General features: G+C 63.7%; 17 protein-coding genes. 12 read left to right on the top strand and 5 right to left on the bottom strand.

The features are described from left to right. Positions 1–56: 56 nt before the first annotated feature. Together hemL and RQP54_RS02385 are read right to left on the bottom strand one after the other, a co-directional pair. On the bottom strand, positions 57–1358 hold the full coding sequence (gene hemL, locus RQP54_RS02390) for a glutamate-1-semialdehyde 2,1-aminomutase (protein ID WP_315676572.1): 1302 nt from the start codon (positions 1356–1358) through the stop codon (positions 57–59). A gap of 11 nt (positions 1359–1369) precedes the next feature. Then, positions 1370–2269, bottom strand: coding sequence for a hydroxymethylpyrimidine/phosphomethylpyrimidine kinase (locus tag RQP54_RS02385; RefSeq protein WP_315676571.1), 900 nt, complete (start codon positions 2267–2269; stop codon positions 1370–1372). Between the two features lie 241 nt (positions 2270–2510). On the opposite strand from RQP54_RS02385, the gene RQP54_RS02380 reads away from it, so the two are divergent. From RQP54_RS02380 to RQP54_RS02360, 5 genes are read left to right on the top strand one after another with little or no spacing between them, the layout of a single operon-like run. Then, complete coding sequence (locus RQP54_RS02380; RefSeq protein WP_315676570.1) at positions 2511–2909, top strand: PleD family two-component system response regulator; 399 nt, start codon at positions 2511–2513, stop codon at positions 2907–2909. Further along, positions 2909–3274, top strand: a complete 366-nt coding sequence (locus RQP54_RS02375) for a PleD family two-component system response regulator (protein WP_315676569.1) — start codon at positions 2909–2911, stop codon at positions 3272–3274. The genes RQP54_RS02380 and RQP54_RS02375 overlap by 1 nt, the downstream gene beginning before the upstream one ends. A gap of 11 nt (positions 3275–3285) precedes the next feature. After that, complete coding sequence (locus RQP54_RS02370; RefSeq protein WP_315676568.1) at positions 3286–3816, top strand: chemotaxis protein CheW; 531 nt, start codon at positions 3286–3288, stop codon at positions 3814–3816. Positions 3817–3837: 21 nt separating this feature from the next. Next, on the top strand, positions 3838–6105 hold the full coding sequence (locus RQP54_RS02365) for a methyl-accepting chemotaxis protein (RefSeq protein ID WP_315676567.1): 2268 nt from the start codon (positions 3838–3840) through the stop codon (positions 6103–6105). 19 nt (positions 6106–6124) lie between these two features. Further along, complete coding sequence (locus RQP54_RS02360) at positions 6125–12337, top strand: Hpt domain-containing protein (RefSeq protein ID WP_315676566.1); 6213 nt, start codon at positions 6125–6127, stop codon at positions 12335–12337. An 83-nt stretch (positions 12338–12420) separates the two neighbouring features. Here RQP54_RS02360 and RQP54_RS02355 read toward each other — a convergent pair whose 3' ends face one another. Beyond that, entirely contained in the window at positions 12421–13899 is a 1479-nt protein-coding gene (locus RQP54_RS02355; RefSeq protein WP_315676565.1) for a deoxyribodipyrimidine photo-lyase, read from the bottom strand. Between the two features lie 21 nt (positions 13900–13920). On the opposite strand from RQP54_RS02355, the gene RQP54_RS02350 reads away from it, so the two are divergent. The 6 genes from RQP54_RS02350 (at position 13921) to RQP54_RS02325 (ending at position 18552) form a co-directional block, all read left to right on the top strand. Then, positions 13921–14523 (top strand): YqgE/AlgH family protein, encoded by a 603-nt coding sequence (locus tag RQP54_RS02350; RefSeq protein ID WP_315676564.1) that lies wholly within the window; start codon positions 13921–13923, stop codon positions 14521–14523. Then, a complete protein-coding gene (gene ruvX / locus RQP54_RS02345) occupies positions 14520–14939 on the top strand; it encodes a Holliday junction resolvase RuvX (RefSeq protein WP_315676563.1) in 420 nt (139 codons plus the stop codon). The genes RQP54_RS02350 and ruvX overlap by 4 nt, the downstream gene beginning before the upstream one ends. After that, a complete protein-coding gene (gene pyrR, locus RQP54_RS02340; RefSeq protein ID WP_315676562.1) occupies positions 14936–15439 on the top strand; it encodes a bifunctional pyr operon transcriptional regulator/uracil phosphoribosyltransferase PyrR in 504 nt (167 codons plus the stop codon). Before ruvX ends, pyrR begins: the two co-directional genes overlap by 4 nt. 85 nt (positions 15440–15524) lie before the next feature. Then, on the top strand, positions 15525–16490 hold the full coding sequence (locus RQP54_RS02335; RefSeq protein WP_315676561.1) for an aspartate carbamoyltransferase catalytic subunit: 966 nt from the start codon (positions 15525–15527) through the stop codon (positions 16488–16490). After that, a complete protein-coding gene (locus tag RQP54_RS02330; protein ID WP_315676560.1) occupies positions 16484–17779 on the top strand; it encodes a dihydroorotase in 1296 nt (431 codons plus the stop codon). Before RQP54_RS02335 ends, RQP54_RS02330 begins: the two co-directional genes overlap by 7 nt. After that, the gene (locus tag RQP54_RS02325; RefSeq protein ID WP_315676559.1) at positions 17776–18552 is read left to right on the top strand and encodes a lysophospholipid acyltransferase family protein; all 777 of its coding nucleotides are present in this window, start codon (positions 17776–17778) and stop codon (positions 18550–18552) included. Before RQP54_RS02330 ends, RQP54_RS02325 begins: the two co-directional genes overlap by 4 nt. Here the strand turns inward: RQP54_RS02325 and RQP54_RS02320 are convergent, their stop codons facing one another. Then, a complete protein-coding gene (locus RQP54_RS02320; RefSeq protein WP_315676558.1) occupies positions 18553–20736 on the bottom strand; it encodes an ATP-binding protein in 2184 nt (727 codons plus the stop codon). Positions 20737–21010: 274 nt separating this feature from the next. Continuing rightward, positions 21011–21598: a hypothetical protein gene (locus tag RQP54_RS02315; RefSeq protein WP_315676557.1), complete on the bottom strand. Its 588-nt coding sequence runs from the start codon at positions 21596–21598 to the stop codon at positions 21011–21013. Between the two features lie 189 nt (positions 21599–21787). Here RQP54_RS02315 and RQP54_RS02310 point away from each other — a divergent pair, with 189 nt between their 5' ends. Beyond that, positions 21788–22804, top strand: a complete 1017-nt coding sequence (locus tag RQP54_RS02310; RefSeq protein ID WP_315676556.1) for an SIR2 family protein — start codon at positions 21788–21790, stop codon at positions 22802–22804. The last annotated feature ends 49 nt before the right edge of the window (positions 22805–22853 follow it).

Here is a 22853-nt window from a genome sequence, read left to right as displayed (position 1 = left end):
CTACCAGAAAAATCGAGCGTTAGCCCGCAAATTTATTGCGTACTTAGCTACAAAAATTATAGTGATTGAAAAACTTCGGCTGCCGCTGTCACCGAGGCAGCGATGTCGGCATCGGTGTGGGCAGCGCTCATGAAACCGGCTTCGTACAGTGCCGGGGCAATGTAGACACCGCGGTCCAGCAGGCCGTGGAACAACGTGTTGAAGCGCTTGTTGTCGGTGGTCATGACCTTGGCGTAGTTCTGCGGCAGCTCCGGGAACAGGAAGAAGCCGAACATGCCCCCCTCGCTGTCGGTGCAGAAGGGCACACCGGCCTTGTCGGCCGCGGCCTGCAGCCCGGACATGAAGGCCTGGGTCTTGCGCGACAGGTCTTCGTAGAAGCCGGGCTTTCCGATTTCCTGCAGCGTGGCCAAGCCGCAGGCCGTGGCCACCGGATTGCCCGACAGGGTGCCGGCCTGGTACACGCCACCCAGCGGTGCCAGGTGCTGCATGATGGCGCGCTTGCCACCGAAGGCCGCCAGCGGCATGCCACCGCCGATGACCTTGCCCATGACCGTGAGGTCGGGCTCGAAGCCGGGAATGGATTTGGCGTAAACGCTCTGGGCGCTGCCCAGGGCCACGCGAAAACCCGTCATCACCTCGTCCATGATGAGCAGGGCACCGTGCTCGCTGCAGAGTTCGCGGCAACGCTGCATGAACGGCACCGAGGCGCGCACGAAGTTCATGTTGCCGGCAATCGGTTCGATGATCAGGCAGGCCAGGTCCTTGCCGTGCAGCGCAAAGGCTTCTTCGAGTTGCGCGACGTTGTTGTACTCCAGCACCAGGGTGTGCTGCACCACTTCGGGCGGCACACCGGCGCTGGTGGCGCTGCCGAAGGTGGCCAGGCCCGAGCCGGCCTTCACCAGCAGGGCGTCGGCATGACCGTGGTAGCAGCCTTCGAACTTGATGAGTTTGCTGCGGCCGGTGGCGCCGCGCGCCAGGCGGATGGCGCTCATGCCGGCTTCGGTGCCGGAGCTCACCAGGCGCACCATGTCCATGCTCGGTACGCGCTCCAGGATGGCTTCGGCCAGTTCCACTTCGCGCTCGGTCGGGGCGCCGAAGGAGAAACCGTCCACGGCGGCCTTCTGCACTGCTTCGAGCACGGCGGGGTGGCCGTGGCCCAGGATCATGGGGCCCCAGGAGCCGATGAAGTCGATGTACTGCTTGCCGTTGGCGTCCCAGAAGTAGGCACCTTGTGCGCGCTGCACGAAGCGTGGCGTGCCACCCACGGCGCGGAAGGCGCGCACGGGAGAGTTCACGCCACCGGGGATCACCTGGGCGGCGCGGTCAAACAATTGCTGGTTGCGGTCGATGCTGGTCATGGGAGATGTTCTTAGTGCCGTGTGGCGTTGGGAGGAATGTCGATGGAGGCGGACTCGCCGTCCTCGTCGGCGTCGTCGTCGGATTCGGGTTGGGCCCAGAACATGCGGTCGGGAAGCACATGGCCCATGCCGGGCCGAAAGCCATTGCCCAGGCATTGGTCGAGGTAGCCCAGGGCTTCGGCGACGGCTTCGGTCAGTTCGGTGCCGCTGGCGATCAGGGCGGCCAGGGCTGCCGAGAGGGTTTCTCCGGCGCCGATGAAGTGGGCGTCAAAGCGTTCGTACTTGTGGCTGCACAGGGCCGCATGGGGTGCAGCAAGGATGTTGTCGATGAACTGGTCCGGTAGAGCGATGCCGGTGACCAGGGTGTAGGGCACACCGAACTCGCTGGCAGCCTTGGCAATGTCGCGGGCAGCGGGTGGCTTGTCCTGGACCCAGTCCGGCAGCAGCCAGCGACTCAGCGTCGTGTGGCTACCTACCAACACCGTGGTCTGCGGCAGCAGCAGTTCGGTGCAGGCGTCCAGGTAGGCTTCGGTGAGATCGTCCTTCCACCAGGACAGGTCGGGCAGGTAGGCAATGAGGGGCAGCTCCGAGTAGTCACTGGCGATCTCTGCCACCACAGCCAGGTTTTCGGGCGACCCGACGAAGCCGACCTTGATGGCCTGTACCGGCACGTCTTCCAGGATGGTGCGGGCTTGGCTGCCCAGCGCCTCGTCGTCGAAAGCGTAGTGGTCGACGACCTCGGCGGTATCTCGGATGTAGGTGCCGCTGACCACGGGCAATGCGTGCACGCCAATCGATGCCACTGCGCTGATGTCAGCGGCCAGGCCCCCGGCAGCACTGGGGTCGTTGGCGTTGAACACCAGCACGCAAGCGCCCGGTCCCTCGTCGTCTTCGTGGTCGGTTTCACTCATGGTCGGGGTGTCGCTGCAGTCCTTGCCGCTCTAGGGTTAACCCTCGGGCAAATGTGTCAAAAATGCGGTCGATTGCCGTGCTGATGGGCCAAGGCCCTCTATACAATCGTTGCATTCTATGCGAAGGGCTTTTAAGCTTGAACGTCGTTGGGACTGGCTGTCCATAGGTACAGCGCCCGACAAGCAATAGGCGATGGTAGGTTGACCGGTTTTGCACGCGCCACTTCAGGAGCCAATTTTTGTGAGTACACCTGCATCGAGCTACAAGGTTTTGGTGATCGACGACAGCAATACGATCCGACGCAGTGCGGAGATCTTTCTCAAGCAAGGCGGGCATGAGGTGCTTCTGGCCGAGGATGGTTTTGATGCGCTGGCCAAGGTCAATGACTACGCGCCGCAGCTGATTTTCTGCGACATCCTGATGCCGCGTCTGGACGGCTACCAGACCTGTGCCATCATCAAGCGCAATCCGAAGTTCGCGCAGGTTCCTGTGGTCATGCTTTCCTCCAAGGATGGTGTGTTCGACAAGGCGCGCGGCCGCATGGTGGGGGCGCAGGATTACCTCACCAAACCATTCACGAAAGATCAGTTGCTGCAGGCCGTGCAGCAATTTGGGGCAGTTTTGCAAGGAGCGACCTGATGGCCATTCACAATGTATTGATCGTTGACGATTCCAAGACCGAAATCATGTTCTTGTCCGAGTTGCTGCAGAAGGCAGGCTACTCGGTGCGTTCGGCAGAAAATGCCGACGACGCCTTCAAGCGCCTGGCCGAGCAGAAGCCCGACCTCATCCTCATGGACGTGGTGATGCCAGGCCAGAACGGCTTCCAGCTGACTCGCTCCATCAACCGCACGCCTGAATATGCCGACGTGCCCATCATCATGTGCACCAGCAAGAACCTGGAGACCGACCGGGTTTGGGGCATGCGCCAAGGCGCCAAGGACTACATCACCAAGCCGGTGGATGCCGCAGAACTGCTGGGCAAGATCAAAGCCCTGGGTTGATGCGTTGATACATGGCTAACCGCGACGCGATCCGCGAACTTCAAACCCGGCTTGCCAGCCGTCTGCAGGCAGCGCGCACCGAAGGTGTGGCAGTATCCTGGCTCGCCGTGAAGGCGGGAGGGAGCAACTTCCTGTTTCCGTTGGGCCAATCCGGTGAAATCTTCCCTGTGAGTGGGTTGCAGGCTGTCCCCTATGCCAAACCCTGGTTTCACGGTGTCATCAACATCCGTGGCGGCCTGTTTGGCGTTGTGGAGTTGGCGGGCTTTCTGCACGAGGTGGCCCAGCGTCCACGCCAGGCGGTGGCGGGTGCCGAGCCCAGTGTCGTGACACTCAATCCGGCGTTGGAAGTCAACTGCGCGCTGCAGGTGGATGCCCTGGCCGGTTTGCGCGGTCCTGAGGACTTTGTGGCCTACGAGCCCGCCGCAGCCGATGCGCCGGACTTCTATGGCAACCAGTTTGCCGACGCGAGCGGCCAGCGGTGGCAGGAAATCAACCTGCGCACCCTGTCCCTCTCCCCCCAATTTTTGAGCATCAGCGTTTAGTTTTCTAGCAAAGGCTGCACCATGTCAGTTGTAGATAACATCAAGAAGTTGTTTTCCAAGAAGCCAGCGGAATCGCAAGTCGACTCTGGTTTGAGTCTGGCGACACCGGATGGCAACCCCGATGCCACCGGAAGCATGCGGGTGCAGCCGACGCCGGAAGCGGACGCGCCGGCGTCGATCCTGGCGCCTGAAGTGTCGGCGTCGGAACTGATCGACAGCAGTGATCGCATCACGCTGCCGGTGCTCGGGGCCAGGACCGTTGCACAGCACCAGCGCGTGCTGTTTTCCCTGTTGGGTGGTGCCTTGCTGGTTCTGGCAGGCGCAACCGCTTACACGCTGAGCCAGTCCAACAAGGTGGCGCAGCAGCAGGGTTCGCTGGGTCAGGCCCTGATGCAGTCACAACGTCTGGCCAAGGCCGTGTCGCAGGCGGTGGTGGGCAGTGCGCAGGCATTCCCCGACGTGTCCGACAGTTCGGGCGTGCTGTCCAAGACGGCCCATGGCTTGCAAGCCGGCGACGATGAACTGCGTCTTTCTCCCCTGGGTGACGAATATGCGCCGAGCTTGGAGAAGGTGCTGCCGCTGGTTGACCGTGCCGAAAAGAATGCCAAGGTGGTGATGGGGCAGCAGAAGATCCTGACCCAGATCGGATCTGCCTTGCGCCTGATCAACCGCCAGTCTTCGGACCTGCTGGAAATCGCGGAGACCATTTCGTCGCTCAAGCTGCAGCAGAACGCCCCTGCCGTCGAAATCTCCGCCGTGGGCCAGCTGGTGATGTTGACCCAGCGGATCGGCAAGTCGTCCAACGAGTTCCTGACGTCCGAGGGGGTGAGTCCCGAGGCCGTGTTCCTGTTGGGTAAGGACTTGAACACCTTCAAGGAAGTGGCAGAGGGGCTGCTGTCCGGCAGTTCGGAATTGCGGCTGAGTCCGGCCAAGGATGCTGCGACCAAGGAGCAACTGCAAGCCCTGTTGACGATGTACGGTGAAACCAAGGTCCAGGCCGGTGCCATCTTGGGTAACCTGCAGGGCCTGGTGGCAGCGCGTGAAGCGCAGGGCCAGATCATCGAAGACAGCGAGCCGCTGCGTCGTGGTCTGGAAGACCTGCAAACCCAGTTGTCGGACCAGGCAGGTATCGGCGGCGGTCAATTGCTGGTGTTGATGGCATCCGCTGCCTTGGCGCTGGTGTTTGCCGGTGGACTGTCCTACGTGCAGCTGCTCGACAGCCGCAAGCGCCAGGTGGTCGCGGAAGTGCAGAAGCAGGAAGCCGAAGCCCAGGAGCAGGAAGCCAAGCGCGTCAACGACGCCAACCAGGCCGCGATTCTGCGTCTGATGAATGAACTGCAGACGGTGGCGGAAGGGGATCTGACCCAGGAAGCCACGGTGACCGAAGACATCACCGGCGCCATTGCCGACTCCGTGAACTACACGGTGGAGGAACTGCGCTCTCTGGTGACCAACGTGCAGAGCACGGCAGCCAAGGTGGCCCAGACCACCACCGAGGTGGATGCCACGTCGACCGAACTGCTGGCAGCCTCCAACGAGCAGCTGCACGAGATTCGCGAAACCGGTCGCGCGGTTGTGGACATGGCCGGCCGCATCAACAAGGTGTCGGCCGAAGCGCAGCAATCCGCCGAGGTAGCGCGTCAATCGCTCAAGGCCGCAGAGTCTGGCCTGCAGGCGGTGCAGAACGCGATCGGCGGTATGAACACCATCCGTGACCAGATCCAGGAAACGTCCAAGCGCATCAAGCGTCTGGGCGAATCGTCCCAGGAGATTGGTGAAATCACTGAGCTGATCTCGGACATTACCGAACAGACCAACGTGCTGGCCTTGAACGCTGCCATTCAGGCGGCATCCGCCGGTGAAGCCGGCCGCGGCTTCTCGGTGGTGGCCGAGGAAGTGCAGCGTCTGGCCGAACGTTCCGCCGATGCGACGCGCCAGATCTCGGCGCTGGTGAAGGCGATTCAGACCGACACCCAGGACGCCATCGGCGCTATGGAACGTTCCACCCAGGGTGTGGTGGAAGGAGCCAAGCTGTCCGACAACGCCGGTACTGCGCTGTCCGAGATTGACCGCGTGTCGCGCCAGGTGGCAGAGCTGATTGAGCAGATTTCTGCATCGGCTTCCAAGGAAGCGGCGCTGGCCAACGAAGTGGCCGACAACATCCAGCACATCTTTGCGGTGACCGAACAGACCGGTGAAGGTACCCGTGTCACGGCCAACCAGGTGCGTGAACTCTCGCGCATGGCCGAAGAGCTGCGCCAATCCGTATCCCGATTCAAGATTGCCTGAGCGCAGGAGTTCCTGACCCATGTCCTCCAACACCGCGGCCCCCGTCGATACCGATCTGGCTGCCACCGATCTGGGGCCCCTGGCCTGGGTTCTGGACGAGCTCCGCAAGTCGCTCGACGGGGCCACCAAGGCGACGCGCCGATTTGTGCGGGACGCCGAAATGGCCTTGGGTTCCGACATTGCCAGCCTCGATGCCAGCCAGCTGCGCATCGCCCGTCAGCAATTGCACCAAGCCGTGGGCGCCCTGGAGATGGTGGGCTTGCGCGTGCCGGCGCAGATGTTGCGGACCATGGAATCCATGGTGCAACGTTTTGTCCAGCGCCCTGAACTGTGCAGCGACGAGGCGGCGACCGTGCTGGAGCGTGCCAGCTTCGCGCTGAACGAATACCTGGAAGGCCTGGTCAAGGGCAAGCACGCTTCGGCAGTGGCCCTGTTCCCCCAATACCGCGCTGTGGCTGAGCTGGCGGCCGTCGAGCGGGTCCATCCGGCGGACCTGTGGGCGTATGACTGGCGCTGGTGTGAGGTCAATGACTTGCCCGTGGCGCCCGCCATGGCCTATGCCACGACCACCCGCGAGAAGATCGACTGGGCGATTCTCAATATCGTCAAGTCGGCCAATGTGGCAGCTGCCAGGCGCATGGTGGACGTGAGCCTGGGCCTGGCCAACGGCCAGGACCGGTTGCAGCCACGCACCTTCTGGGCGATTGCTGCTGGTTTCTTCGAGGCCCTGGCCGGCGGAGCGATCCAGCCAAACGTCTACACCAAGCGGGCCGCATCGCGGGTGCTCCAGCAATACGCCACGTTGAGCCGCGGCGACTCCGCGGTTTCGGAGCGTCTGGCGCAGGACCTGCTGTTCTTCTGTGCCACCGCCCATGCGGATCCATCGATGCCTGCGCTGGAGGCTGTGCGCTCGGCCTTTGCGCTGGGTGGCGCGAAGCCGGTCGATTACGAGAAGGAGCAGTTTGGACGGTATGACCCGGCACTGCTGCAGATGCTGCGCAAGCGCATTGCTTCGGCATCCGAGTCGTGGTCGGCACTCAGTGGCGGTGACACCCACAAGCTCAAGTTGGCAGGAGAGCAGTTCGCGGCGGTCACGGACCTGATGGCCAAACTGCACCCCGAAAGCAAGGAGTTGGCCCAGGCGCTGGCGCGGACGGTCGATGCCAGCATCAGGAAAGGGACTGTGCCCGATCCGGCCGTGGCCATGGAAGTGGCTACCACGGTGCTCTACCTGGAAGCTGTTTACGAGGATCTGGACCCCACGGACTCGGAGTTAGCCCTTCGGTCGGCACGGCTGGCGCAGCGTTTGGATCAGGTGGCCGCTGGCAATCCTTCCGAGCCGATGGAGAGCTGGATGGAGGATCTGTACCGGCGCGTCAGCGATCGGCAGACCATGGGTAGCGTCGTGGCCGAATTGCGAGGTGCCTTGGGCGAAGTCGAGAAGTCGCTGGACGCGTTTTTCCGGGATCCCCAGGACAAGACCCCTCTGCGGGAGGTGCCGAACCATCTGGCGGCCATGCGCGGTGTGTTTTCCGTGCTCGGCTTGGACCAGCCTTCAACGGCGGCACTGCGCATGCGCGCCAAGGTCGAGCAGTTGCTGGTCGATGAAGTCGATGCGTCCGCCTCTGCGCCCGTGTTCAATCAACTTGGCAATAACCTGGGTGCGATGGGCTTCCTCATCGACATGCTCAGCTACCAGCGCGAGTTGGCCAAGAAGCTGTTTGTCTTTGACGAGGAAAGTTCCGAGCTCAAGCCGCTGATGGGTCGTGAGCAGGCTCCGGCAAGTGCGTCGGCAGTACCTGGTCCAGGCGCGCCCGCAGCTGCAGAGGCGGTCGACGCACTGCCGGCCGTTGCAGCACCCGAACCTGCAGCGGCAGCCCCGGCCACCCTGTCAGCGACGGCGGACGATGACGATGACGCAGAGTTGCTCGATATCTTCCTCGAGGAAGCGCGCGAGGTAGTAAGCAGCGGTCTGGCGGCCATCGCCAACCTGGCGGATGCGCACGCTGACATGGGAGAGCAGACCGTATTGCGTCGCGCCTTCCATACCCTCAAGGGCAGTTCGCGTATGGTTGGCCTCACCGAGTTTGGTGAGGCGGCCTGGTCATTCGAGCAGATCATGAATGCCCGACTGGCTGAGCAGAAGGCTGCCACCCATGAGCTGCTGGCCCTCACCCGCAGTGCCATGGAAGCGTTTGGACGGTGGGTCGACGATATTGCGTCGGGGCAGGCAGACGGCTGGAAGGCGGCCGACTTCCGGATCAGCGCGGACGCCATGCGCGTCGACAACCGCTATGTCCCTCTGCCTTTTGGCGATGCGCCAGCGCAAGTGTCGGAACCGGACACGGCGCCTGCCGACGAGGTGCGCGAGCAGGAGGCTGCCGCCCCCTCCGAGCCCGAGGTCAGCGAAGCCATCGGCCCCGACGAATCTCTGGCGCTGCCGATGGCTGCGGAGCCGGTCGAGCCCGCAGCAGCCGCTTCCGCGGAACTGCCAGAAGCCGAGTTTGACTGGGACAATGCCGAAGTCGTGGAGTCGGTGGAGTTCGCTGCCACCCAAATCGGAGATTCACTCCATACGCCCGATGTCCCTGCAGCCGGACCCGTTGAGGAACTTGGCGCCCTGCTGGATTTTGAAGCGCAACCCGAGCAGCCGCTGGAGCCGCGCCGCGATTTCGAGTCGACCCAGACCATCGGTTTGGATCAGATGGCTGAGTTGGACCTGTCTGCAGCGGGCCCGGAAGCCGTTGCAGTATCGTCACAGGACGAATTCAACATCGGAAACTTTGACCTCGGAGATCTGGAGCCCCAACCGGCCGAGCAAGCCAGCCCACAACCCTCGGCGGTGGATCTCGATGGTGTAGCGGCACCGGAGGTCGACCACGCGGACGCAGACTTTGGCTTGAGCTTTCCGGCACAAGCCACCCAGCCCGCGGAATTGGAACCCCAAGAGCCCGCCGCGCAGGCCCCGGAGGATGCGTTCGGGCTGTTGGATATCGGTGCAGTGGATGCTCCTGCGCTCGATATGGACGCGCCGACCCAATTGGCAACACTCGATGACTTTGCATCGCCCCAGGCGCGTGAGTCGTTCGAAGTGGCCATGGCATCCACCCAGCTGGCCTCGTTGGATGGCCCTGAGGTCGATGACAGGGCGTCGCAATCCCCGGCTGAAGAATCGCTGGAGATCGAGTCCGGTGAAGTAGACGAATCGGTCAAGGTGATTGGTGACCTGCGCTTGAGCATCCCGCTCTACAACGTCTACCTCAACGAAGCCGACGAATGGTCGCGACGGCTGCAGACCGAACTCAGCGAATGGGCGTTGCAGACCTCCGAAGCTGTGCCCGACACGGCGATCGCGTTGGCGCACTCCCTGCAGGGAAGCTCCGCCACCGTGGGGTTCACCGGCCTCTCCGCACTGGGCAGGGCACTCGAACACGCACTGGAGCATGTGCAGCTGCATCGGGCCGGCTCCACGGAAATCGCTGCCGTGTTTGTGGATGCCGCGGAAGATATCCGCCGCCTGTTGCACCAGTTTGCAGCCGGATTCATCAAGGAATCCAAGCCCGGTCTGGTCGAGTCGCTGCAGGCCATTCGGGACACCGAGTTTGCTGCGGTTGAAGGGGTCGAGTCGAGCGCCTTGGGCAGTGACGACTTGCCCGACATGGACATGGACTTGGGCGATCTGGTCGTGGAGTCCCCCGCAGTGCTGCCGGAGGCTGCAGATCAGCCAGCGCCGTCGCCTTTGCAGGTACTCCCAGTCGGTGAGCTGGCGTTGCCGGCGATCGCAGCGGCGGCGCCTCTGCATGTTGCCGATGAAGACGACGAGGACCTCGATGCCGTAGACAACCTCGATCAGGATCTATTCCCCATATTCGAGGAAGAAGCGCAGGAACTGCTGCCCCAACTGGCTACCGCACTGCGCCAGTGGACAAGCAACCCGCAGGACCACGCAGCCCGCAACGAGGTACTGCGTGCCTTGCACACGCTCAAGGGCAGTGCCCGATTGGCTGGTGCCATGCGACTGGGGGAAATGTCCCACCATATGGAGACCAGCATCGAGCAACTCGGCGCTGAGGGCCTCCAGTCTGCACAGATCGAACCACTGCAGCACCGTCTGGACCGCATACAGGCCGTTTTCGAACGCCTGGGCAAGGAAGACGCCCAAGACGAGGCCGAGCCACAAGCCTTCGCTCTGCCGGTGGAACGCGGTCTCACGCAAGACACTCCTGTGCAGATGGCCGCGACCGGCTCGGTTGGTGCCGAGTCCGAAGCACCTGCGCCCACGCAAGCCTTGCGCGGGCAACCGATCACCATCTCGGGCGCATTGCGTGGTGTGCAGGCGGCCGCCATGGTGCCGCAGCAGCGTCAGAGCGCCAACCAGACCGTGCGTGTACGTTCGCGTCTGCTCGATCGTCTGGTCAACGAGGCCGGCGAAGTGCTTATTACCCGCTCCCGGATGGACGGTCGTCTGGCCCAGATCCGTTCCTCGCTCGAAGACCTGGGCAGCAACCTCGAGCGCCTGCGCCAGCAGCTGCGCGACGTGGAACTGCAGTCGGAATCGCAGATGCAATCGCGCTTGGCACAGCAAGCCAAGGATACGGCGCAGGCCTTCGATCCGCTCGAATTCGACCGTTTCACCCGTGTGCAGGAACTCACCCGCATGATGGCCGAATCGGTGCACGACGTGGCCACGGTGCAGCGCAACCTGCAGCGTGAGATCGACGGCACGGAAGACGACCTGATCGCCCAGGGGCGCCAGGCGCGTGAACTGCAGCGCGATCTGCTGCGTACCCGCATGGTGGAATTCGATAGCGTGTCCGAGCGCTTGTATGGCGTGGTGCGGCAGGCCGGCAAGGACACCGGCAAGCAGGTCAAGCTCGACATCGTCGGGGGTTCGATCGAAATGGACCGTGGCGTGCTGGAACGCATGGTTCCGGCGTTTGAGCACATGCTGCGCAATGCGGTGTCGCATGGCATCGAAGACGCCGCCACCCGTGCCCAGGCCGGCAAACCGGCGATCGGAACCATCACGGTGCAGGTGGACCAGCACAGCAACGATGTGTCGGTGTCCTTTGCCGACGATGGTGCGGGCTTGCGCATGGATCGCATCCGGGCCCGGGCGATTGCCAACGGACTGATCACTGCAGAGCAGGAGCTCAGTGACGCGGATGCTGCCAACCTGATCTTCATGCCTGGCTTCTCGACCGCGGAGCAGGTCACGGAGCTGTCTGGCCGTGGCATCGGCATGGACGTGGTGCGTGCCGAGGTGTCATCACTGGGTGGCCGCATCGAGACCACCTCGGAAGCGGGGCAGGGAAGCCACTTCAAGCTGATCCTGCCGTTGACTACCGCGGTGACGCAGGTGGTCATGGTTCGCATGGGTGAACTGACCATTGGCCTCCCGTCCAACCTGATCGAGACCGTGCAGCGCGCGGCGGAGGCAGTGGTGCAACATGCCTACGGCACCGGCGAATACCTGTATGGCGGCGAACAATTGCCGTTCTACTGGGCCGGTGCGCTGTTGCAGGTGTCCAGCCGCAGCCACGAGCCTCCGGCCAAGACCCAGCAAGTGGTCATCCTGCGAAGCGCGGGCCAGCGCCTGGCTCTGCACGTCGACGATGTGTTGGGCAACCGAGAAGTCGTGGTGAAGAACCTGGGGCCGCAGCTGTCGCGTCTGCCGGGTCTGACCGGCATGTCCGTGCTCGCATCGGGCGCCGTGGTGCTGATCTACAACCCGGTGGCCCTGGCCACCGTGTACGGCGAGCGCGCCATAGCACTGGCACAGCAGGTGCAGGACGCCGCGCCTGCGGCGGTGCCGGTTCCGGTGATCCGGGCGGCCGATGCGGCGGCAGAGCTGCCGCTGGTGCTGGTTGTGGACGACTCGATCACGGTGCGCCGCGTGACGCAGCGCCTGCTCAAGCGCGAGGGCTACCGCGTAGCGACCGCCAATGACGGCTTGCATGCGCTGGAAGTACTGATGGAAGAGCGACCCAAGGTGGTGCTGTCGGATATCGAGATGCCCCGCATGGACGGCTTCGACCTGGCGCGCAACATCCGCAACGACGCGCGCCTGAAAGACCTGCCCATCATCATGATCACGTCGCGCATCGCCCAGAAGCACCGTGACCATGCGAAGGAGCTCGGCGTGAACCACTACCTGGGCAAACCGTATTCCGAAGATGAATTGCTGGCGCTGGTCCAGCGCTATGCCAAATCCGAGGAACCTGTGCACTGATGATCGAAATCAGTGGGCCGAATGAGGCCAGGGGGTGTTCCCTCTGGCCTTTTTTCTTGGCTGATCGAAGACTCGTGGCGCCGCTACTCAGCGCTGGTCTTGGCACCCACCACGCCATAGCGCAGCAGCGTCTTGGCGCGCGAGCGGGCGTGGTCCACCACGGGCATGGGATAGTTGCCGCCCAGTGACACGTCCGCACGGGCCAGCGTGTCCGCGTCCGCCAGCCAGGGTGCATGGATGTGGCGAGCCCCAAGCGCGGCCAGCTGAGGCAGGTAGCGGGTAATGAACTTGCCGTCGGGGTCGAAGCGCTCGCTCTGACGCACCGGGTTGAAGATGCGGAAATAGGGCTGGGCGTCGCAGCCACTGGACGCCACCCATTGCCAGCCGCCGTTGTTCGCTGCCAGGTCGAAGTCGTTGAGCTTCTCGGCAAAGTAGCGTTCGCCGCGACGCCAGTCGATGCCGAGGTTCTTCACCAGAAAGCTCCCAACGACCATGCGCAGGCGGTTGTGCATGTAGCCGGTCTGGTTCAGTTGCGCCATTGCTGCATCCACCAAGGGGTAGCCCGTGCGACCCTCGCACCAGGCGTCGAACAGCGCATCGGCCTCGGACCCTTCATCCCAGACGATCGCGTCGTAGGGTGCCTTGAACGCACGATCAACCACATGGGGAAAGTTCGCCAGGATCTGGAAATAGAAGTCGCGCCAGGCCAGTTCGCTGCGCCACACTTCGGCTCCGCGGCTGCCAGTGCGGATGCGGGCTTGGGCAGCCTGCAGCAATTCACGGATCGACACCGTGCCGAAGCGCAGATGCACGCTGAGGTAACTCGGTCCCTTCAGCGCGGGATAGTCGCGGCGCTCGTCATAGGCATCCATCCGATCCTGGAAACTCTCCAGCAGCGCCAGGGCCGCAGGCCGCCCCCCCTGGAGGGCGGCACTGGGTGTGGGGGTCTCGAACCCGATGTCCTGCAAGCGCGGAATGTTCGCGGCCCAGCCTGAGGGCCGAGCCAGCGTGCGCCCGCGCAGGTCGACGTCGAGCGGCTGCCAGGCCGGCGGCCGGGCATCCAGCGCTTGCACCCAGGCCCGCAGGTAGGGCGTGAAGACGGTGTACGGGGCGCCGGTTCGGGTACGCACCTCCTGCGGCCCGAAGACCACATGGTCTTTGACGGCCACCATGGCGATGCCCCGTGCCTGCAGTTCCCGCCCGACAGCCGCATCGCGCTGACGTGCTTGCGGTTCGTAGTCCTCGGCATGGAAAACGGCGCGGGCCCTCGTGGATATTGCGAAAGTAGCTACTAATTCCGTAGCGTTGCCATGCGCCACGAGCAAGCCGTGGGCGTCACTTCCTGCCAAAGCGCGCCATTCGCTATCGAGCGCGGCCAGGCTTTCCAGGATAAATGCCACACGCCGGTCCTGGCGGGGCAGGGGATCGAGGATGTCGCGGTCCAACACAAAGAGGCAATGCACCTGTCGGCATTGCTGCAGGGCCGCGGCCAGGGCCGCGTTGTCCTGCAGGCGCAGGTCGCGGCGCAGCCAGACCAGCCCGACATCGAAAAGGTAATCCATGGTGGAAGGTAAAATTGCCCTATGCCCGGCGATTCTGCTCCTATCAACCTCACCAACCACTTTTTGATAGCGATGCCCGCCCTGGAAGACGGGCTTTTCACCAAGAGCGTGGTCTACGTCTGCGAGCACAGTGCCCAAGGGGCGCTGGGCCTGGTCATCAACAAGCCGGCCGACCTTTCGCTCGGTGAACTCTTCGACAAGGTCGAGTTGCCGCTGGGGCGCACCGACCTCAAGGACGCCCCGGTGTTCCACGGCGGTCCGCTGCAGCTGGACCGCGGCTTCGTGCTGCACCCGTCCCAGTCGGCATCCGACGGCGATACCGCCGAACAGGTCTATGCCTCGGGCATGCTGATTCCGGAAGCGGGGCTGGAAATGACCACCTCGCGCGACGTACTGGAAGCCCTGTCCAACGGCGCCGGCCCGCGCAAGCTGCTGCTCACACTGGGGTACTCGTCCTGGGGTGAGGGCCAACTCGAATCCGAGCTCAGCGCCAATGCCTGGCTTACCGTGGCGGCCGACAAGGCCATCATCTTCGACAGCCCGGTCGAACGCCGCTGGAACGATGCGCTGGCCCTGCTGGGCTTGCAGTCCTGGATGATCAGCTCGGAAGCGGGGCATGCATGAGCATTGATCCGCAAAACGCCACCGTTCCATCTTCCTGCGCCACCTTCTTGGCCTTCGATTTCGGCACCAAACGCACCGGCGTGGCCTATGGCACGCGCATGCTCGGTACGGCCCAGCCGCAGTCCACGATACAGCTGCAGGGCGATGCGCGATTTGCCGAGATCGGCAAGCGCATTGCCGAGTGGCAGCCCGACGCCATCGTGGTCGGGGTGCCCTTCCATCCCGATGGTGCCCCGCACGAGAACACCGCCCGCGCCCAGAAGTTCGCCCGCCAGTTGCGTGGTCGCTTCGGCCTGCCCGTGGCGGAGGTGGACGAGCGCTACAGCACCACCGAAGCGCTGGCTGGCGGTGCCCGCGATGCCGACGCCGCCAGTGCCTGCATCATCCTGGAACAGTTTTTGAGGAGTTTGACGTGACCCAACTGGCACTTGATGCCGAAGCCTTGTACGTAGAGCTTCGCAATGGCGTGCAACGCCTGTGCGCCCCCCAGACCCGATTGGTGGGCATCGTCTCCGGTGGCTACTGGCTGGCCCAGCGCCTGCACAAGGACCTGAATCTGCCCGACGCGCCCGGCGCCATCTCGTCGGCCATGCACCGTGACGACTTCGCCCAGCGTGGCTTGGCGGCATCGGCCCAGACTTCGCTGCCGTTCGAGGTGAACGGTGCCGACATCCTGCTGCTCGACGATGTGCTCTACACCGGCCGCACCCTGCGTGCCGTACTCAACGAGCTGTTCGACTTCGGCCGCCCGGCGAGCGTGCGGCTGGCTGTGCTGGTGGACCGCGGTGGTCGCCAGCTGCCGGTGCAGGCCGACTTTGCCGCCGCCCGCGTCGCGCTCGGAGCAGGCCAGTCACTGGCGTTGGCCCGCAGCGACGCCGGTGTGTTCAGTTTTGATGTGAAGGGAAGTGCTCTGTGAGCCCCCACGTTCATCACTGCGTGTTTTCACTGCCCCCCGAGGGGGCGCAAGCCGCCTTCGGGGCGGCCCTTCAGGAGGCTTGACCTTGCTCTACAAACGCAACCCCCAACTCAACAAGCATGGCGAGCTGGTGCACCTGCTCTCCACCGAAGGCCTGCCCAAGGCCATCCTGACGCAGATTCTCGATACCGCCACCAACTTCGTCTCGGTCAATGACCGCGAAGTGAAGAAGGTGCCGCTGCTGCGCGGCAAGAGTGTCTTCAACCTGTTCTTCGAGAACAGCACCCGCACCCGCACCACCTTCGAGATCGCGGCCACGCGCCTGTCGGCCGACGTCATCAACCTCGACATTGCGCGCTCCAGTGCATCCAAGGGCGAGTCCCTGCTTGACACCGTGGCCAACCTGAGCGCCATGGCGGCCGACATGTTCGTGGTGCGCCACAGCGAGTCGGGTGCGCCCTACCTGATTGCCCAGCATGTGGCCCCCCACGTGCATGTGATCAACGCTGGTGACGGCCGCCATGCACACCCCACGCAGGGCCTGCTGGACATGTTCACCATCCGCCACTACAAGAAGGATTTCTCCAACCTCACGGTGGCCATCGTGGGCGACGTGCTGCACTCGCGCGTGGCCCGCTCCGACATCCACGCGCTCACCACCCTGGGCGCGGCCGAGGTGCGTGTGGTTGGCCCCAAGACCCTGGTGCCGTCCGACATGGCGCAGATGGGCGTGCGCGTGTGCCACTCTTTAGAGGAGGGCATCAAGGACTGTGACGTGATCATCATGCTGCGTTTGCAGAACGAACGCATGAGCGGCGCGCTGCTGCCCTCCAGCCAGGAGTTCTTCAAGAGCTTTGGCCTGACACCCGAGCGGCTGCAATGGGCCAAGAGCGATGCCATCGTGATGCACCCCGGGCCCATCAACCGGGGGGTGGAAATCGACTCCGAGGTGGTGGACGGGCGCCAGAGCGTGATCCTGCCGCAGGTGACCTTCGGGATTGCCGTGCGCATGGCCGTGATGAGCATTGTGGCGGGGAACGAAGCATGCTGAAAAATCTACTGATCCAGGGCGGCCGTGTCATCGACCCGGCGACCAACTTCGATGCAGTGGCCGACGTGGCCATTGCCAACGGCAAGGTACTGGCCGTGGGCGCAGCACCGGCCGGCTTTGTGGCCGACGAAACCATTGCCGCGCAAGGCTGCATCGTGGCCCCCGGCCTGGTGGACCTGTGCGCGCGCTTGCGTGAGCCCGGCCAGGAACACAAGGGCATGCTGCAAAGCGAACTGGCCGCCGCCGTGGCCGGTGGCGTCACCGCACTGGTATGCCCACCCGACACCGACCCGGTGCTCGACGAGCCCGGCCTGGTGGAAATGCTGCGCTACCGTGCGCGCAGCCTCAACCAGGCGCGGGTGTTTCCGCTGGGCGCGCTGACCCGGGGCCTGCAGGGCGAAGTGCTGACCGAAATGCACGCCCTGACGGAGGCCGGTTGCGTCGGCTTTTCGCAGGCCGAAGCTGCGCTGGCCAACACCCAGGTGGTGCAGCGTGCCCTGCAGTACGCCAGTACTTTCGGCTACACCGTGTGGCTGCGCCCGCAGGACTACCACCTGGGCAAGGGCGTCGCAGCCAGCGGCCCCTTTGCCACCCGCATGGGCTTGGCCGGCGTGCCGGTGGCAGCGGAGACCATTGCGCTGCACACCATCTTCGAGCTGATGCGCTCCACCGGTGCGCGTGTGCACCTGTGCCGTCTCTCCAGCGCCGCGGGCGTGGCGCTGGTGCGCCAGGCCAAGGCAGAAGGTTTGGCCGTCACCTGCGACGTGAGCATCAACTCGCTGCACCTGAGCGATGTGGACATGGGCTATTTCGATAGCCGCACGCGCCTGACGCCGCCGCTGCGCCAGACCCGCGACCGCGACGCCCTGCGGGCCGCCCTGCTTGATGGCACCATCGACGCGTTGGTGTCCGACCACATGCCCGTAGGCGAGGACGAGAAAGCCCTGCCCTTTGCCGAGGCGGAGCCTGGCGCCACTGGGCTGGAGCTGCTGCTGCCGCTGGGCCTGAAATGGGCCAACGAGTGTGGCGTGGCGCTGCCCCAGCTGGTGCGTCTGCTCACGGCCGCGCCTGCGGCGCTGGTGCAGTCCAAGTCGGCCCAAGGCGGCCCCGGTGGTCTGGCCGTGGGCGGTGTGGCCGATGTCTGCGTGTTCGACCCGCAGGCGGCCTGGGTGGTGGGTGCGGACACGCTGCGCAGCCGCTCGCACCACACGCCGTTCGAGGGCTACGAGCTGCTGGGCCGGGTGCGTGCCACCGTGGCCCACGGCCACCTGGCGTACCAGGTGGCGTGACTCGGCGCGCCGAGCTGCCGCAGCGTTCGCCGCTGACCGCGGCGTGGCGTCTGCTGCGCATTGCGGCGCATGTGCTGCACGGTGCCTGGGTCATCCGCAACGTGTTGCCCACGCTGGATGCGGACCGTCGCTACCAGCATATTCAGGCCTGGGCCCGCCAATTCCTTGTGCTGTTAGCTATCAAATTGGAAGCGCCTGTGCTGCCGCAGCAGCACGGCCCGCTGCTGCTGGTGGCCAACCACATCTCCTTCATCGACATCGTGGTCCTGCTGGCGACCAGTCCGTGCCGTCTGGTGTCCAAGGCCGACGTGCACCACTGGCCGCTGATCGGCCCCATGGCTGCCGCCATGGGCACGGTGTTCATCGAGCGCGAGTCGCGCCGTGACGCCATGCGTGTGGTGCACCACATGGCCGAGGCGTTTGGTGAGGGGGCGGTGCTGGCGGTGTTTCCGGAAGGCACCACGGGCGACGGAAGGGCGCTGCTGCCCTTCCACGGCAACCTGCTGCAGGCGGCCATCGTCACCGACACGCTGGTGCAGCCACTGGCACTGCGCTATCAGGACAGCGACAGCGGTGAACCCAGTCTGGCGCCCGCCTATGTGGGGGACGACAGCCTGCTCGATACCTTGTGGCGCACCCTGCGCACACCTGGGCTTCAGGTGCGTCTGGTCAGCTTGCCCGCGCAGCGTGCCCAGGGGCGTGAACGTCGCCAATGGGCCCAGGACCTGCGGGCCTCCATTGCGGCGACGCTGGACGAGGGCGGGCGAGCTTGATCAGATGGCAGCGTTGACGCTGGCCGGCGCATCGCGCAGGCTTTGCGGAGCCACCATCGGGATGCGCAGCACAAAGCGGGTTCCCGGTTGACCGGCCGCGCACACAATGTCCACCGTTCCTCCCAGCACGCCGGTGACGGTGTTGTAGACGATGTTGAGTCCCAGGCCGCTGCCCCCACGCCCCAGCTTGGTCGTGAAGAAGGGGTCGAATGCGCGCCGCCGCACGTCCTCACTCATGCCCACCCCGTCGTCTTCCACCACGATTTCGGCGATCAGCGGGTTGAGGGCGCGGGCGGAAATGCGCAGGTGACCGCCCGTGCGTCCCTCGAATCCGTGCAGCAGGGCGTTCTGCATCAAATTGCTCAACACCCGACCGAGCGCGCCAGGGTAGCTGTCAAACGGCGCTGTCAGGTCCATGACGACTTCAATCCGGTGGTTGCGTCCCTTCCAGGCCGCCTTGGACAGCGTCACCACATCGTCGACCACCGATCCTAGCTGGAACAGCCGCCGCTGTTCGCTGGTCTGGTCGACCGCCAACTGCTTGAAGTGCTGCACCAGTTCTGCGGTGACAGTCAGGCCCCGCATCAGGATGTCGGTGCCTTGTTGCATGTCCTGAAGGTAGGTATCGAAGGACGATTTGCGCATTTCCCCCTTGGCGGCACTCTGGGTGATCGTATGGGTGTGTTCCTGCAGCGTGGACGCCGTGATCAGACAGTTGCCGATGGGCGTGTTGAGTTCATGCGCCATGCCTGCCACCAGGGAGCCCAGCGCTGCCAGTTTTTCGGCCCGCGTGAGTCCCTCCTGGGCTTGCTGCAAGGTTTGCAGCGCATTGCGCAGTTCCTGGGTGCGCAGTTCCACCCGGCTTTCCAGGTCCTGGGTGAGTTGGTGCAGTTCGGTTTCGGCCCGCTTCTGTGCCGTCAGGTCGCGCGCCACCCCCAGGTAGCCTGTGTGGCTGCCGTCGGCTGCCCGCACCGTGCTCAGCGCCAGGGATACCTGCAGCTCGGCCCCGCTGCGTGTCACAAAGGTCCACGCCAGCGGCAGCGCGTCCCGGGTCTGTGCCAGTTGCGCAAAGACGGCAAAACCGCTGAGGGCCGGGGTTCCCGGTTCGGCCATGCGCTGCCCCACAGCAGCGATTTCCGATTCGATATGCCACAGCGCCGGTGAGCCGCCACGCACCTCGTCGGCCGTGTAGCCCAACATGCGCTCCGCGCCGCGGTTGAAGACCGTGATGTGGCCGCCGACGTCGGTGGCAATGATGGCGACTTCGGTGGCGGCATCGAGGACGGATTGCAGGCGGTCGTGCATGGCCTGGGATTCGGCGCGCGACAGCTCCAAGTCTGCCTGGACCTGTTGGGTACGGAGCATTTCCTGCGAAAGCGCTGCGTTGCCGCGACGAAGGCTGTTGGACTGGCGCACCAGCAGACCGACCAGCAGGGCCACGATGCTGCCACCCAGCCACACCGCCATCGCCTCCGGCGCGAGTCCGGTCGGAGCCCAGTTCTCATGGGGACGGGTTCGCAATACCCAGCGGCCACCCGGCAACTCCACGGGAACCGTCACTGCCGTGGCGTCACGCTGCGGCCACGCGCCCCACACCAGGGTCTCGCTGCCGCCAGCCGGATAGGCAAACAGGGCCGTATCCCATTGGTCGTCCTGGGCGATGCCGGCGGCGGTGATCAATTGCTCCAGGTCCACCACCACCGAGATCACGCCCCAGTACTGCTGGGCACGTGAGACCGGGTCGTGCACGAATACCGGTGTGCGCTGGATGACGCCCAGGCCGCCCTGCACCAGCTTGACGGGAGCAAACAGCATGGGGCTCTGGCGTGCCCGTGCTTCCTGGATCTGCTGCCATTGGACCGGGACTTGCCGGTAGTCGAGGTTGAGTACCCGTTCGTTGCCGGCCAGGGGGTACACATAGCGCGCAACGTCATCGGGGGCAGCCACCACGCTGCGCATGAAGGGCACCAGCCCGACGCTGCGCTCGATCAGCAGTGCAAAGCGCTCGCGCGACAGGGTTCCGTCCACGTGAATCAGGGTCGACAGTCCGGTGGTCGGTGCGAATGCGCGCGCGGCCTGGGCCTGCAGGCGGTCGCGCATGCCCAGTGCCTGCAACTCGCGTTCGCGTTGCTGCGCCGCTACGCCGCGGAGGTGGTGTGCCTCCTGCAGGAGTCCGCCTGTCATCAGGCTGGCAGCGAGACAGAACCACACGGGCCAGTAGGCGAGCAACCAGCGCAGTGTCGGCTTCCAACGTCTCGCGCCTAGGGAGTGGGCGGTGGCCTCATTGTTCATGGCAAAGGTACTGGGCGAGCTGTGCCTACCATAGCACAGCCGAGCAGTCTTGCCTATGGTGCCCCCGACAGGAACGAAGGAACCTGCAAGCATCACCTAACGTGTTGATTCGTAAGGGGCTGCCAACCGTGATGGGGTTGGAGTTACCACGAAGATTACCACGCTGCTACTCTGTGGCGGGCGGTGTGAAAAGCTGATTGATTAGCTCGGAGCAGACGAGAAGCACTGTGCCTCCATTCATGTGAAGCGAGGTCGAGCCGTGCGCGAGGTCATTGCGCAGGAGGCGCATCGCCTTTGCGATGTCTGCTACGTAGTCTCGGATTGGGGGAATCGCTGTTGGTGATTCGGTTTCTCGCGGGTAGTCTTGCCTGACCTGAGTACGCCCGTACGTGAAGCCCTCGGATGTAAGCAGACCAGCTGATACCGCGTGATTCAGGAGGTCGTGAAAATTGGCGCGGGCCTTTTGGGGAAAACGCTTCTTCAGCGCAAACTCTACCGAGATGTAGCCATGCAGTTCCGCCGCCACGTTGAACGGGTAGCAGTACCAAGAGTAAGCCAGTAGGTTCTGTGCCATGGCGAAGTGACTGCGGACATCCTCCGGCACGCCAAGGTGCAAGGAAGCTGCGGCCGCACGCTCGTAGATGTCACCGACACTCAGCGGCCGCGTGATGCCTGTTGCTATATCTCTTGATACGAAGAAACGTTGGCGGTCGTCCGGTTCGGACAGCGCAACCAGAGGCTTGAGTTCTTCCATAGGCTCACCCAACAAGATTTACCGCAAAATTGCGAGAGGGTATCGGATGTGCCAAAGCGGCTGGATTCCCCCCATGCCCCCCTTGGTTCTCAGGTGGAGTGCTGCCTAGGAGGCTTGTGCTGATGGGTATCTAATGCACCTACCAAGGGCATGGTACCTTAGCACGGCGATGAGAGCAGGGAGAGGGAGATGAGAATACTTGTGGTTGGCGCTGGGGCGAGCATTGAGGAAGCTAGGAGGGCAGGTGCCCCGCAAGAGTTCTGGCCCCCTTCGATTGGGAACTTCGCTGAGAAGTTGTGGGGCAGCCCCCACAATCAGTTCTTCGTCTACTGGCTACCAGACTACTTGCGCTCTTTGCATATTGACCCTGGACCAGACCCTACAACACTCTTCATCGAACTGGCACGGAACCCCGATAGCGGCATCAACGTTGAACGCCTTTTCGAATACTGCTGGGCCAACCGAGGGGAGGGGTTCCGCTATCACCAAGGGGATTGGGCAGACCTTATCAACCATGGGATTCTCTCGCCGTTAACGTTCTTGATGTCTCAGGCGTTCTACAGCCAAGGCGAGGGCATTAACCAGCTCGAGGCTGGGAAGTTGGTAGCGAGCAAGCTGAGAAGTGGCGACATCGTTCTGAACCTGAACTACGACACTCTGTTTGAAATTGCGCTTGAGCAGGCTGGGCGTAGAGTCACCTACGCGCCCAACAGCTTTAACGGCGATGGGGTGCTGGTAGCGAAACCCCACGGGTCCATCAACCTCTTGGCCAATAGCGAGTCATTCTGGTTCGCCCAACCGGACAGCATTGGGGCGCTTCCATCCAGCGAAGATGACTATCGCAACCATGTAGCTATCGTGCCCCCACGTTTCAACAAGTCCTACGCGCAGCATCCCATCGCACAAATCATCTTTCAGAGCATCGCGCGGACCCAACCACGGAATCTGACCTTTTGGGGAGTAGGTCTAACTGACAGCGATGTTGACCTTATTGAGATTTACCGAAGTTGGATGCGGTCTGCGGTGACTGTGGAGGTCATCAACCCAGATGCCGCAGCAGTGGCGGGCAAGGTGAGTGGCATTCTTGCTCGGAAGGTAAACGCCTACGCCAGCATCGAGGAGTGGCTGGACGGCAACTTAGCAGGCGCTGTCCACAAACCACCGATTGCGTACACATCTGATAGATATGTCCATAATATAGCTTGACATCAATTCGGACATGCAACACAATTCGGACATCCATATCGTACATCTA

This window comes from Curvibacter sp. APW13 (assembly GCF_032337135.1).
In the GTDB taxonomy this organism is placed as follows: domain Bacteria; phylum Pseudomonadota; class Gammaproteobacteria; order Burkholderiales; family Burkholderiaceae_C; genus Allorhodoferax.
This window is presented reverse-complemented; position numbering and strand designations above follow the sequence as displayed.